This window comes from Methylophilales bacterium MBRSF5 (assembly GCA_001044335.1).
Classification (GTDB): Bacteria; Pseudomonadota; Gammaproteobacteria; order Burkholderiales; family Methylophilaceae; genus BACL14.
The window spans coordinates 761,896-776,204 of the sequence record CP011001.1 but is presented as its reverse complement, the minus strand read 5'-3'; the positions used below and the strand labels follow the sequence as shown (position 1 = coordinate 776,204).

Below are 14,309 nucleotides of genomic sequence, written 5' to 3'. Positions count from 1 at the left end.
ATTTCCCTTTTTGCCACATGCCCTAGAGGACTAGAAAAATTCCTCTTTAACGAAATTAGAACACTCGATGGTCAAAAAATAAAAGTTCATGATGGCGGGGTATCTTTTAATGGCAATCAGGACAGTATGTACTCCTTAAACTTAACTTCAAGGTATGCCACTAGAGTATTAAAAAGATTATCATACGGTCAATTCAAGTCTGAAAATGACTTATATCAGGCAGCAATGAAAGTAAAATGGGATGATATTTTTCCCGTAAATAAAACCATAAAAGTTTCAACAACTTCAATTAAAACCTCTTTAAAAAGTATTGATTTTGTGACCTTAAAAATTAAAGATGCCATCTGTGATGTGTTTAACCAAAAATATAAACAGCGCCCCAATGTTGATGTGAGAGATCCTGATATTAAAGTACATCTTTTTTTAGAAAAGAATAATTATATTATTTACATTGATTCATCTGGCAAGCCACTTTATCAAAGAGAATATCGACAAAAAACAATCGAGGCTCCTCTAAAAGAAAATCTGGCGGCAGGCATAATTACTCTATCTGAGTGGGATTTTAAGGTGCCACTATTAGACCCAATGTGCGGAAGCGGCACGCTCCCGATTGAAGCCGCCATGATGGCATTAAATATCTATCCTGGAATGAACCGCATGTTTGGATTTCACCATTGGTATGACTTTGATAAAGAGGTATTTCACAAAATTAAAGTACAGCTAAAAGAAAAGCAAATAGAAAAAGAATTACATATTTATGCTTCTGATATTGATCGCCAGGCCTTTAATGCGGCATCAACCAACATCGACCAGATGGGATTGAAGCCCTATATACGAATTAATAATCGCCGATTTGAAACATCGAATGCACCCAATGATCATGGTGTGATTGTTTGTAATCCACCTTATGGGGTGAGGTTAGACGAGTCTGAAAAGCTTCTTGAAAGTTATCAGCTTTGGGGATCTGTTTTAAAAAAAGAATTTTCCGGCTGGAGAGCATACTTTATTAGTAATGATATGGCTTTTCCAAGAGGTTTGAGATTATCTGCCAGCAAAAAGACCCCGCTATATAACGGGGCCTTGGATTGCAGATTATTTGAGTTTGTCATGGTTGCTGGTAGCAACCGCAAGCTTAAGCAAGAGAATTAAGTGCACTTTCGTAATCTGGTTCTTCGGTAATTTCAGAGACTAATTCACTGTGCATGACGGTATTATTCTCATCAACCACAATAACCGCTCTTGAAGTTAGTCCTTGTAGGCTGGAATCGTTAATTGCCACACCGAATGCATTAGCAAAACCAGCTATGTCTCTAAAGGCAGATAATGTTTCAACATTTTCTACACCTTCTGCTCCACAGAATCTTTTTTGTGCAAATGGTAGATCTGCTGAGATACATAACACCACAGTATTATTTAACTTGGCCGCTTCATCATTAAATCGTTTGACTGAAAGTGCACAGGTCGGCGTATCAATACTTGGAAAGATATTCAGAATTTTTCTTTTGCCAGCATAATGTTCTAATGACACATTTTCTCTTTTTTGATTAGCAAGATTAAAATCTGCGATTGAGGATCCTTTTTCAGGGAACTGACCGCCAATTTTGACCGGGTCTCCTTTAAGTGTAACTGATGACATTTTTCTCTCCATAAAGTCTTAAAGATATCGTGAATAAATAAAGATATCAGGTAAAATTAAAACATGCAAAGTAATTCAGAATCCAAGTTTATTCACCTCAGATGTCACAGCGAATATTCAATAACAGACGGTATTGTTAGGCTTGGTGATTATGTTTCTTTAGCAAAAGAATTGGAATTAGAATCGCTAGCAATCAGTGACCTAAGTAACGTTTTTGCAGCCGTTAAATTTTTTAAGTTAGCGACCAGTAATGGAATTAAGCCAATCATCGGAGCCGATGTTTACATCCAGAATGAAGACAATCGAGACCAATCAAGTCGCCTGTTATTGATTTGTCAAAATAAACAAGGTTATCTGAATTTATCTAAATTACTGTCAAGAGCGTACACAGAAAATCAATACAGAGACCGACCAGAAATAAAGCTCGAGTGGTTGTTTTCAGATTTGAACCATGGGTTAATTTGCCTTTCAGGGTTTAATTTTGGTGCGATTGGACAAAGTCTTCTTTCGCAAAAAAAAGAGAAAGCTATTCACATAGCCAAACAGTTAAAAGAAGCTTTTGATGATCGGTTTTACTTTGAGGTCCAGCGTTACGAGGTTGCAAAAAAAGTCGAGGAGCAGGAAAATTTAGTTTTAGCGATAGCTCAACTTGGTTATGATTTAGATATTCCCCTGGTCGCCACCCAACCAATTCAATTTATTAAAAAAGAAGACTTTCAGGCCCATGAGGCAAAAACATGTATTGCTGAAGGATACGTGCTTGGAGATCAGCGTAGACCAAAAAATTTTACTGCTGAACAATACTTCAAAACACCTGAGGAGATGGTCGCTTTATTTGATGATATTCCGTCAGCGATAAGTAATACTTTAGAAATTAGCAAAAGGTGTAATTTTGAATTTGATTTAGGGAATGTTTTCCTTCCTGATTTTCCAATTCCGGAAGGGTTAACCATTAATGAGTATTTGGAAAAAACTGCCATCGATGGATTAGAGAAAAAACTTAAAAATTTATATCCTGAAGAGGAGAATTTTAAGACTCAAGAAAAAAAGTATCTGGATCGATTACATTTTGAGATCAATGTTATCAATCAAATGGGCTATGCTGGTTATTTCTTAATCGTTGCAGACTTTATTAACTGGGCAAAAGAAAATAATGTTCCGGTTGGCCCAGGTAGGGGTTCAGGTGCAGGCTCTGTGGTGGCTTTTGCTCTTGGTATTACTGACCTTGATCCGCTCTCTTACAACTTACTGTTCGAGAGATTTTTGAACCCTGAGCGGGTTTCCATGCCGGATTTCGATATTGATTTTTGCCAAGAGGGTCGTGACCGAGTTATTGAGTACGTAAAAGAACGATATGGTTATGACGCCGTTAGTCAGATCGTTACCTTTGGTACCATGGCCGCTAGGGCGGTGATAAGAGATGTTGGCCGAGTGCTAGATTTACCCTTTCCTTTTGTTGACGGCATTGCCAAGTTAATCCCTATGGAACTAGGCATAACTTTAAAAGACGCCATTGAAAAAGAAGAACAAATTCAACAAAGAATAAAAAATGAAGAGGAAGTAAAAGAACTTTTTGATCTTGCCCTAAAGCTAGAGGGCTTGGTTAGAAATGTAGGGATGCATGCCGGAGGTGTTCTGATAGCACCTGGAAAAATTTCAGACTACTCACCTTTATATTGCCAAGAAGGTGGTGAGGGTATGGTGAGTCAATTTGACAAAGATGATGTGGAATCCATCGGCCTTATTAAATTTGACTTCCTTGGCTTAAGAACCTTAACCATTCTTTCTATGGCTCTTAATAACGCCAATAAAATGAGAACCACCGAAGGCAAATCACCTATCCAATTAGATGATATTCCGCTAGATGATGAAGAGACCTTTGAGTGGTTAAGTAATGCGAATACGACGGCAGTTTTCCAATTGGAATCAAGGGGCATGAAGGATATGCTGAAACAGGCCAAACCGGACTGCTTTGAGGATATTATTGCCTTGGTTGCTTTATATCGTCCCGGCCCAATGGATTTGATTCCAGATTTTTGTAAAAGAAAACATGGGCAACAATTGGTATCTTATCCCCATCCATCCACAGAAGGGATCTTGAAAGAAACCTATGGGATTGCGGTTTATCAAGAGCAGGTGATGCAAATCGCTCAGACTGTTGCTGGTTATACTCTGGGTGGAGCAGACCTTTTAAGAAGGGCTATGGGTAAGAAAAAAGTGGAAGAAATGGATGCCCAGCGAGAGGTGTTTATTCATGGAGCCACTCAAAACGGCTTAGAAAAACAACAGGCCTCAAACCTATTCGACTTACTTGAAAAGTTTGCTGGATATGGTTTTAACAAATCTCATGCGGCTGCTTATGCAAAAATAGCCTATCAAACTGCCTATTTAAAAAGACATTACACTTCATCATTTATCGCAGCCTCAATGTCTGCAGATATGAATAATACAGATAATATTGCACTCTTATTTGATGATTGCGTACTTAATAAAATTAAACTGCTTCCTCCATCGATTAATTATAGTGTATTTAGATTTCAGCCATTAAATGATAAAGAAATCCTCTACGGATTAGGAGCCATCAAAGGAACTGGGTTGGCTGCGATTGAAGTCATTTTAGAGGATAGAAATAGCAATGGACCTTACCAGTCACTATTTGAATTTTGTGTGCGACTTGATTTACGAAAAGTAAATCGGAAGGTAATAGAATCGTTGATTCGTGCCGGCGCCTTTGATGAGTTAGAAAAAAATAGGGCTTCCTTATTAGCATCTATTAATCAAGCCATATCTCTAGCAGAGCAATCAAAATCTCATATGGGTCAGGACTCTCTCTTTGGTGAAGAAGCGAATAAAGAAGTGACTAATTATGTTGCAACAGATGAGTGGGATAGTAAAAGGCAAATTTATGAAGAGAAGGTGGCCTTAGGTTTTTATTATAGCGGTCATCCTTTTTCACATTACAAAGAAATGGTTCGGGCGATGTATCCTCAGTCATTACGTGATGCAAGACCATCGAATAATAACCAATGGTTGTCTGGTGTAGTGATGGCGGTCAGAAATAGAATGACTCAACGAGGAAAAATTGCCATCGTGACTCTTGATGATGGTGAAGGGAGATTAGACATGATTGTTGGAAGTAAATTATTATCCACGGTCTACCCGCTGATTAAAGAAGATCAATTATTGATCGTGGAAGGTAAGGTCAGCCCGGATGAATTTACTGGAGGTAATCGGGTATCAGCAGTGAATATTTTTGATCTATTAACTGTGCAAAGTCGAAAAACAAAACAAATAAAAATCAATGTGGGTGAGAATCTGAACCCTGAACAACTAAAGTTATTATTGAAACCTTACAGCAACGGAGCCTATCCGCAAGAGATTGGAAGGTGTCCAGTGGTGATTGAGTATCAAAATCAAGAGGGATCTGCAGAAATTAAATTGGGTGACAATTGGGCTGTTGCTCCTCATGAAAACCTTATCTTTGATCTGAAAAAATCATTTCAGGATGAGAATGTTAAAATCATTTATAATTAGCCACGGATAAGTTATATAGATAATCTGATTATGAAACTACATTACTTAGAATTTGAAAAACCACTACAACAATTAGCTTCCAAAGTTGAAGAGCTTGAGTTAGCTCATAGAGATAATCCAAAATTAAACATCTCAAAAGAAGTCAAACAATTGCAAAATAAAACAGACGATTTGTTGCATCAGATATACGATGAATTAACCCCATGGCAAATATCTCAGGTCTCTCGCCATCCGCAACGACCTTATACCAGTGATTACATTGAAAATATTTTTACTAACTTTCAAGAGTTACATGGCGATCGAGCCTTTGCAGATGACCCTGCAATTATTGGCGGCCTGGCTGAGTTTGAGGGTGGGCCCGTGATGGTGGTGGGACAACAAAAAGGACGAGATACCAAGGAAAGACAATACCGTAACTTTGGTATGCCGCGACCTGAAGGTTACCGTAAGGCACTCAGATTATTTCACTTAGCAGAAAAATTTAATCTTCCACTTATCACATTAATTGATACCCCAGGCGCATATCCTGGAATTGGGGCTGAAGAGAGGGGTCAGTCAGAAGCGATTGCAAGAAATTTATATGCGATGAGTGAACTGAAAACCCCATCCATAGGGATTGTTATAGGTGAGGGAGGTTCTGGCGGTGCATTGGCACTCGGAGTCGTCGATCATCTAATGATGCTCCAGTATTCTACTTATTCAGTGATATCACCTGAAGGTTGTGCATCGATTCTTTACAAAGACGCAAAAAAAGCTGACATTGCGGCAGAAAGTCTTGGGATCACGGCCGATCATCTAAAAAAAGTGGGTCTAGCTGATGAAGTAATTCCTGAGCCTCTCGGTGGAGCACATCGCGATATTGATGCGATCATGGAATCTGTCCGACAGGCACTGATTAAACAATTGAGTCGCTTAAAAAAACAACCCATAGATATTTTATTAAGCACAAGGTATCAGAGGTTGATGAGTTATGGTGAATTTCAGTCCTAATCTATGAATGAGCTCGTTAACTTTGTTGAGCAATCATTTTTAAAACAGAAACTTAAAAAAAATTGTCACCTCCTCGTTGGAGTAAGTGGCGGTATCGATTCCGTTGTTCTTGGACACGCCCTAAGTCAATTAAGATCAAAATACCCATTTGATTTAAATTTTATTTACATTGATCACCAATTGCATCCAGATTCAAAAAAATGGTCCACCACAGTAAAACGGCTCGCACAAAAATTATCGATTCAATATATTTATGAAAAAGTCACAATCGATCAGGATCTTAAATTAGGTACCGAAGGCGCTGCCAGAAAACATAGGTACCTAGCATTCCAAAAACATCAACAAGATATTTTAGTGCTCGCCCAACATGAAGACGATCAGCTTGAAACTTTACTGCTTCAGCTTGCCAGAGGGGCTGGATCAAAGGGTTTGAGCTGCATGCCTGAGTACCATGAAAAATTAAAAATTTGGAGACCGTTATTAGGTGTGAGTAAGCATCTAATTCATAGATATCAACAAGAACATAAACTCAAATTTATTGAAGATTCGTCAAACCAAGATAATAAATACGATCGAAATTACTTAAGAAACAAAGTGATTCCCTTAATTAAAAAAAGATTTCCACAGTTTGCGACCACCTCTGGAAGATCCGTTAAGCATATTGCTGATGCCTATAACCACCAAAATTCAATGCATGCAGAACTCTATGAGAATGTGCTTGAGGGCAGCAATCAATTAAATGGCCTGAAATTAAAAAAACTATCTGATTACGATATGGGTAACGTCATTCGTTTTTGGTTAAACGAACATCAGGTTTTAATGCCTAGCATAAAAGTTCTTGGACAAATTATAGGCCAGGTTAAAAAGATCCATTCTGAAAGTAATATCAAAATTAAGGTCGACCACTTTTATATTTGCTCTTTTAATCAATTATTATATTTAGTTAAAAACAATGATGCATCATTTAAAAAAGTCATCTGGACCAGTCAAAAGAAAATAATCTTAGATAATAATAGAATGATTATTATTAAAAATAAGGGTGGTCAAGGAATTCACCAAGAAAGATTAAAAAAAAATACAATTGAAATTGATCAACCTCGAAACATGAGCGCCAAGATTAAAATACATCCTCATCAGCCAGCAAGAACCCTGCAGTACATTTTTCAAAAAAATAAAATTCCGCCATGGGAGAGAATAAACTATCCTGTTGTTTACTTTAATAACAAAGCAGTAACGATTCCGGGAATTGCAACAGATATCAATTATCTATGCAAGAATGATGAAGCTGGGTTAAGCTTTGAATTAAGAATAATTTAAATAACAATTATGAGCTTTAAGTTACGCCTTATCTTGATTGTCAACACTCTGCTTATATTAAGTATCGTCTTAAGTTTAATTCTTATTGTATTAAATTCAGCTAAGAATACTAAAAGTGAGATTTTATCTTCAAAACAGTTAGCGTCCTATGCCATTAGGCAATCCATTCAAAAAAATCCAGAATATATAAAATATCTAGAGGCAAACCGAACGCTCGGGATTTCCGAACTCATCACGGTGAGACACCTTTTGATCGAGTATTACAATAAAGATGACTTGTTACTTGAGACTAATTTAAATCAAAATACGCAGGCACTCACTCCCGCATGGTTTTCTTTTTTGCTATCGTGGAAACAAAAAGAGAATTATGAGCATGAAATTATTCCACTAAACGTGTCTGGAAAAGACATTGGTTACATTAAACTAACACCAGATCCTACCTCAGAATTTAATGAAATATGGGAACAGTTTAAAAACAGCTTACTTGTTACAATTATTTTTGTGCTCTTGATTAATGTATCTATTTTTATTATCTTTTCGCGAATACTGTCTCCCATTAATCAGCTTATTGAGTCTTTTGATCGGCTAGCAAAAAAACAATTTAACGTTGCCGTACCTCTTCCTAAAATTTTAGAGTTCAATACGTTATCCAGAAAATTTAATGTCATGGCACGTCAATTAAAAAAAAATAATGACGAAATCATGCGACTTAATCGGGCCGTAGTGAATATCCAAGAGGACGAAAAGAAATCTATATCACGAGATTTGCACGACGACTTTGCCCAATCGCTTGCGGCTATTCAGGCTGAGGCATATGTCGCCACTGAAAAGCAGAGCCAAGCTTTCAAAAATGTACAACTTAAAAAAATAATAAGTATCAGTAAATCAATGATCCAAGATTTAAGGACCCTGTTGCAAAGTTTAAACCTTGGGATCATTGATGAGGTGGGTATTGAGACGGCACTGAATGACCTAATAGACCAATGGATTAAGAAAAATAAGCAAAAAAATGTGGAGCTTGAAATAAATATAACTGAAAAATTAGATGTTCTTGATAAGCGGCAAATAATTAACCTCTACCGCATTATTCAAGAGTGCCTCACAAATATTAGCAAGCATAGCGACTCAAAAAAAACATCCATCTCAATTTTGGAGAAGAAAGATCAACTTAAGATAATGGTTAGAAATAATGGCATACGTAAAACTAAAATAAAGACCTCAAAACTAGGATTGATCGGGATGAGAGAGCGAGTAGCGGCATTAAGTGGCAGCTTTTCCGCTAAAAAAATCAAGGACAACTTTGTTGTTACAGTTTTAATTCCGCTGACTGGTAATTGAGTCGGGACTAATACACTGGCATTCGTGACAAATCCCCTTCATTGAGTTGTAGATACAAGGTTATATTCACCATGTAGTTTGATTTTATTTAATTTCACAAGCTTTTTACTATTTTTTTATTCTCCCAAAAAATAGGCAATAAAAAACCCCAACGTGTTGGGGTTTTTTCTTAAAGATAAATTTAACCGTCCATACCGATGTCATAAATCTCAACTTCTGATTCCATGATCTCACCTGTCACTCCGTTGATCTCTACTTCAACTTCGTGGCCAATTTTTTCAGAATAAATATCAAACTCATAAACAGGAAGATCACCTTCAAACGCATACTCTCTTTCAACCACCTTGCCTGGCGTATTCTCTAGAGCAATCTTTTCTGCCTCTTCAGCAGAAATCTTAACTGCGCCTACAAAGGCCTTGTCATCCGCGGCAACCTCAACTTCCTCGTCAGAAAGTTCAGTTGTAGCTACGTTACATTCGATTTCAATCTCTTTGCCGTCCTTGGTTTTGATATCGAGCTCATACACAGCTTGGCCATCTTCAACCTCACGTTCGAGTGAGACAATGTTCCCACCATATTTTTTATGGACTGCCATGAAACATTTATCTAAACCAGAGGTAAGAGATTTGGCAATTTCTTCTTCAGTGTGAGCTGCCATACCCAATGATGAAAAAGATATGAGAGCTGCGAGTGTTGCTTTTTTTAACATTTTATTTAAATTCCTATGTGAATAATTTGTAAAATCAATTTTAATGACTTGGACGGTGAAGAAAAGTTCATCTCAATAATGTTTATATCCCGACTAGACGGGACAAAATCCTGTTTCAATTAGCTTATCAATTATTAGTATAGAAGCTCTATAACAATCTCAGGAAAAAATCCTTATGCATGAGCTTTTCAAATTCAACCTCCACTTTTTTTTCATAGTAAGTCTTTTGTTGGTGGGATGTGCCGATAATAAGAATGAAGAACTAGCATTTGTTACAACGGAAAAGGGCGGGGTGAGTATCATCAATCTTGAGACTTATGAGGTTACACAACAACTTGAGAATAAAGATAAGCCAAGAGGAGTTGGGATCACTCGAGACGGACGATATCTAGTAACCGCTAACAAGGGGAGTGCGTCGATTAATCTGATCGACCTCAGATCAGATAACCAAAATAAGCAGATAGAGGTTGGGGAAAATCCAGAATTTATTCGAGTGTACGGCGATCATGTCTTCGTATCCACTGAACCGTCATCAAAAGGTAAACCGATGCCCGAAAAAAAACATGATGCAGCAAAAAAAGAAGATGACGACGATGACGATGACGATGAGGAGGAGGAGCCAGCCCGAATCAAGGTGGTCAATATCACCAACGGAAAAATAATTCAAGACATCGAGGCAGGGATTGAGACGGAGGGCATTGAGTTCACCCATGACAGACAGGCGATTATTGTCACGAATGAGAATGACAGTACTGTGAGTGTGCATGACATCAAGTCCGGTGATCAACTTGCATCCATCGATTTAAAGGATCACGGTAAGAGACCAAGGGGTATTAAACGATCGCCGGTTGGAAATTTTTACGCGGTAACCATGGAGCATAGTGATAATGTGGTCTTGATTACAAATGAGCTGAATAAATATGCTGTGGTCGAGTCCATTCCGACGGGTAAAAATCCTTATGGTTTGATGTTTAGTGAAGATGGCCAGCGTCTGTATGTCCTGGCAAGCAAGTCGCAACAGATGCTTGTGTATGATATGGCGTCCAGAGAAGAATTTAGGACGGTTGACCTGAACGCTAGGCGATGCTGGCATATGAGTTTTAGCCCGAGCGGCGAGGATATTCTCATTGCTTGCGGTGGCTCTGATGATTTTCTTGTTCTCGATGCCATGACCTATGCCGAGAAGAAGCGCCTTAACGTGCCTGGCAAGCCATGGGGTGTGATCACCTATCCAAAAACTTTCGGTAGCCTAGATGAACCTGTGTATAAATAGAGTTTTTAAACTATAATTTTGTTTTCTTATGTAAAGTTAACTGTAGATGGCCACACTTTTAATTGTTGATGATCATGAAATTATCCGAAAGGGGATTAAGAGTGTGTTGTCGACGCACCCCGAAGTAGATGATATCCATGAGGCTGGCAACGGTTCAGATGCTTACCAGCTGATGAACAATCAGGTGTTTGATTTAATCATCCTGGACATTAATTTACCCGGCATCAGTGGTGTTGAGACTTTGAGAAAAATTTTACAGAAATACCCCAGTCAAAAAATACTGATGCTATCAATGCATGAGAATCCGGCCATCATTCACCAGGTGATGACGGCAGGGGCGATGGGTTTTATTAGCAAGGGTGAATTTGCTGAAAACTTAAACACGGCTGTGAAGACTATCCTTTCAGGTAAAGTCTTTATCTCACAAGAGCTATCTGACGCTGTTCAGACTAGTCAATCTAATAAAACAAATTTAAATATACTCACGACCCGTGAGTTTGAGGTATTAAAATTACTCGCTTCAGGGAAGACGAACAGTGAGGTGGCAGAGCTCCTCAATATAAGTCCTAAGACTGTGGCTAATAAACTGGCGCTTATAAAAGAAAAAATGGAGGTCAGTTCTGATTTTGAGTTATTCCACGCGGCTAAAGAAAATAACCTGATCTAGATTAATAGAAGATAGAAGTCAGAGCACCGTAGAAAATATTAATCAGTGTAAACAGAATAATCATGCCTACGGCCACACCAATTACTAATAATAAATCGTCATTCATAAGATACAGATATAAATTAAGTTAATTAAAGTTAAATTTTATGTGGATTAAATGATTTCGTGAGAGGGACAGAATCCTGACAAAACGGGATTTTATCCCGATCTGCAAGCTCATTGGTGAAGTTTGATCTTTAAAAATTCGAGGATTGGGTAAAAAAATATTTAATTTCGAGCAGAATACAAAAAGTGTTTATATTTAATCAAGAAAAATCATTTTTGTTGTTGGTTGTTGCAAAAAAACAACATAGTTAAAAAAAACCCCAAAAAATACAACATACGGGACACTATCCCTACTCGTATCAATGATTTTGTTATTAAATTCTAGAAAACCACTTAAGGAATTTTTATGAAGTTAACCAAAACCAAATTAAGTCTGGCTGTTCTGTCTGCACTAGCTTATTCAGCTCATGCGGAAGATCTTGAGACCAGTAAAATTAACGTATACAGTCCTGCACCATTACCATCCATTGGTTTGGATCAGTCTCTTGTGCCAGGAGCAATTACTGTAATCAAACCAGAGGATGTTAAACAGCAATCTGGTGTCTCACTGGCTGATTACTTAAATAACAATACACAAGGCATCTCATTCAACGAAGTCGGTGGTAACCCCTGGCAGCCTGAGATCTTCTACCGAGGATATTCCGCGGGAGCGATTGCAGGTAACCCTCAAGGCTTATCTATCTACGTTGATGGTGTTCGTGAAAACCAACCCTTTAGTGATGTGGTTTTATGGGACACAATTCCAACGTTTGCACTAGCTGGAGCTCAAGTGGTGGGCGGCAGTAACCCGATTTATGGTTTAAACACATTGGGTGGCGCTATCTCCATGCAGACTAAAAACGGTAAGATGTTTAATAAGGGTGTCATTTCTGCAACAGCTGGTTCATGGGATCGAACAGGGGGTTTAGTTGAAATGGGTGGCATCATTGATGGTACTAAGATTGATTACTACTTTGGCTACAACCACACCTCAGAAAATGGCTGGCGTGATTACTCACCATCGCACATTAACCAGGCTTTTGGTAAGTTAGGTTTTGATTTAGAAACAGGCGGTCGTGTTGAGCTTAGCTACACCGGTGCATCGAATAACCTGATTGGTAATGGTTTGGCTCCTAAATATTTATTAGGCGGCGACCGATCAGGGGTGAATACGGTGCCTGACGCAACAGAAAACCGTTACAACAAATTCAACTTATCTTACACAGATTACTTTTCAGATACGATTATGCTCAGTGCTAATGCATATGCAGTGTCATCCAATCGTTACACTCTGAATGGTGACGCTGAGCTCGAGGCTGAATATGATGCGAGTGAAGGTGGTTATGTTTCTACAATTGGTAGATATATGATTGAACCTGAGTTCGAAGATGGTGAAACAATTGAGATCGAAGGCGAAACGCGAACCACTCGTACTAGACAGAATAAATACGGTGCGACAGGTCAGTTGACCTTTACAGAAGATTTGTTCGGCTACAAGAACCATTTAGTTACCGGTGTCAACGTTGAAACATCACTGATCTCATTTGACCAGGCCGAGTACGAGGGATCAACGTTTGCAGGCGATACTCGTGTGATTAATGCTAAGACGGGTGAATATGAGCAAAATACAGACTTACAAGGAAGGACTGACACGTTCGGTATTTACGCAGTAGATACTCTTTCTTTAAACGACAAGTGGCACGTGACCGGTGGTTTGCGTTACAACCACATTCAGGTCGATAACAAAGATAGAAGGTCGGACCAGAGTGAGGGTTCATTAACTGAGAAAATGAGCTTCTCAAGAATTAACCCAACAGTGGGCGTGACTTATAAGCCAACGGAGAACTATACGACTTACGCGTCATATAGTGAATCTAATCGTGCTCCAACATCGATCGAGCTGGGTTGTTCGAACCCTGCGATCGCTTGTAGTCTTCCGACTCAAATGGCAGATGATCCTCCACTCGACGACATCGTCTCGAAAACATACGAGGCTGGTGCATCAGGTCGTCTAACAGGTGATATCAAATGGAATGCGGCTATTTATCATGCGATGAACCACGATGATATTCACTTTATTAACAGTAACGCCCAAAACGGTTTGGGTTACTTTGATAACGTCGGCCGCACACGCCGTGATGGTCTCGATGTAGGAGTAAGTGGCTCAGGTTTGTTTGGGCTTGATCTCTTTGGTCAAGGATCCAAATTTTCTTGGTCAGGTTCTTACGGTTATGTGAATGCGACCTACGACTCAGACTTGGAGTTGGTGTCAGACGCAAATAGCTCTAGAACAACATCAACCACTTCATACAACAAATTTGATGAGCTTTATGAGTTCGAGGAAGAAGAAGATGCATATGAAGTTTCTGAGACTTTCTATAATTTGGCCAATTTCTTCGATAATAAATCAGCCGCAACCCTTGGTACAAGCACTGCAGCTCCTGATGTCGATTTATCAGTTGCATCAGCTGAGGGTGAAAACTATGAAGTTGATTCAGTTGATTGGACAGCCTCTAACCTTGAAGAAATGGAAGAATGGATTGATACAAACGTTGGTATCGAAGCCAGTAAAATTAATGTTAGCAAGGGTGATCGTTTGGCGAACATTCCTCAACACCGTTTAAAAGCTCGTTTAAATTATGAAGCTGCACCAAACCTAAGATTCGGTTTAACCGGTCTGGCATACGGTAAGACCTACATGATGGGTAACGAGAACCAAAAACACAGTGGTGACGGTGAAAACCCTGGTTACATGATCTTT

General features: G+C 38.7%; 9 protein-coding genes and 1 pseudogene. 8 read left to right on the top strand and 2 right to left on the bottom strand.

Annotation, left to right across the window (positions count from 1 at the left end; translation table 11 throughout):
* Positions 1-1,149, top strand: coding sequence for a DNA methylase (locus UZ34_04180; GenBank protein ID AKO65160.1), 1,149 nt, complete (start codon positions 1-3; stop codon positions 1,147-1,149).
* Here UZ34_04180 and tpx read toward each other — a convergent pair.
* On the bottom strand, positions 1,133-1,636 hold the full coding sequence (gene tpx / locus UZ34_04175; protein AKO64598.1) for a peroxidase: 504 nt from the start codon (positions 1,634-1,636) through the stop codon (positions 1,133-1,135). The two genes, UZ34_04180 and tpx, sit on opposite strands and share 17 nt — an antisense overlap.
* Before the next feature lie 63 nt (positions 1,637-1,699).
* Between tpx and dnaE the strand changes: the two genes are divergently transcribed.
* Genes dnaE through UZ34_04155 form a run of 4 tightly spaced genes read left to right on the top strand, consistent with a single transcriptional unit; the run spans position 1,700 to position 8,815 of the window.
* Positions 1,700-5,170: a DNA polymerase III subunit alpha gene (gene dnaE, locus UZ34_04170; protein AKO64597.1), complete on the top strand. Its 3,471-nt coding sequence runs from the start codon at positions 1,700-1,702 to the stop codon at positions 5,168-5,170.
* A gap of 30 nt (positions 5,171-5,200) precedes the next feature.
* Positions 5,201-6,160, top strand: a complete 960-nt coding sequence (locus UZ34_04165; GenBank protein AKO64596.1) for an acetyl-CoA carboxylase subunit alpha — start codon at positions 5,201-5,203, stop codon at positions 6,158-6,160.
* A 3-nt stretch (positions 6,161-6,163) separates the two neighbouring features.
* Positions 6,164-7,477, top strand: coding sequence for a hypothetical protein (locus tag UZ34_04160; protein AKO64595.1), 1,314 nt, complete (start codon positions 6,164-6,166; stop codon positions 7,475-7,477).
* 9 nt (positions 7,478-7,486) lie between these two features.
* Positions 7,487-8,815 carry a hypothetical protein gene (locus UZ34_04155; GenBank protein AKO64594.1) on the top strand — a complete coding sequence of 443 codons (1,329 nt, stop codon included), beginning with the start codon at positions 7,487-7,489 and terminating at the stop codon, positions 8,813-8,815.
* 181 nt (positions 8,816-8,996) lie between these two features.
* On the opposite strand, the gene UZ34_04150 is transcribed toward UZ34_04155, so the two are convergent.
* Entirely contained in the window at positions 8,997-9,524 is a 528-nt protein-coding gene (locus tag UZ34_04150) for a hypothetical protein (GenBank protein AKO64593.1), read from the bottom strand.
* 214 nt (positions 9,525-9,738) lie between these two features.
* Here UZ34_04150 and UZ34_04145 point away from each other — a divergent pair, with 214 nt between their 5' ends.
* The 3 genes and pseudogenes from UZ34_04145 (at position 9,739) to UZ34_04135 (ending at position 13,835) form a co-directional block, all read left to right on the top strand.
* Positions 9,739-10,797 (top strand): hypothetical protein, encoded by a 1,059-nt coding sequence (locus tag UZ34_04145; GenBank protein AKO65159.1) that lies wholly within the window; start codon positions 9,739-9,741, stop codon positions 10,795-10,797.
* Positions 10,798-10,843: 46 nt separating this feature from the next.
* Positions 10,844-11,464 carry a hypothetical protein gene (locus tag UZ34_04140; protein AKO64592.1) on the top strand — a complete coding sequence of 207 codons (621 nt, stop codon included), beginning with the start codon at positions 10,844-10,846 and terminating at the stop codon, positions 11,462-11,464.
* Between the two features lie 451 nt (positions 11,465-11,915).
* Positions 11,916-13,835 (top strand): annotated as a pseudogene (locus tag UZ34_04135) (hypothetical protein).
* Positions 13,836-14,309 lie beyond the last annotated feature (474 nt).

Coding starts and splice junctions, on each gene's coding strand:
- tpx (AKO64598.1), bottom strand. CDS start 1,636: ATGTCATCAGTTACACTTAAAGGAGACCCGGTCAAAATTGGCGGTCAG.
- dnaE (AKO64597.1), top strand. CDS start 1,700: ATGCAAAGTAATTCAGAATCCAAGTTTATTCACCTCAGATGTCACAGC.
- UZ34_04165 (AKO64596.1), top strand. CDS start 5,201: ATGAAACTACATTACTTAGAATTTGAAAAACCACTACAACAATTAGCT.
- UZ34_04160 (AKO64595.1), top strand. CDS start 6,164: ATGAATGAGCTCGTTAACTTTGTTGAGCAATCATTTTTAAAACAGAAA.
- UZ34_04155 (AKO64594.1), top strand. CDS start 7,487: ATGAGCTTTAAGTTACGCCTTATCTTGATTGTCAACACTCTGCTTATA.
- UZ34_04150 (AKO64593.1), bottom strand. CDS start 9,524: ATGTTAAAAAAAGCAACACTCGCAGCTCTCATATCTTTTTCATCATTG.
- UZ34_04140 (AKO64592.1), top strand. CDS start 10,844: ATGGCCACACTTTTAATTGTTGATGATCATGAAATTATCCGAAAGGGG.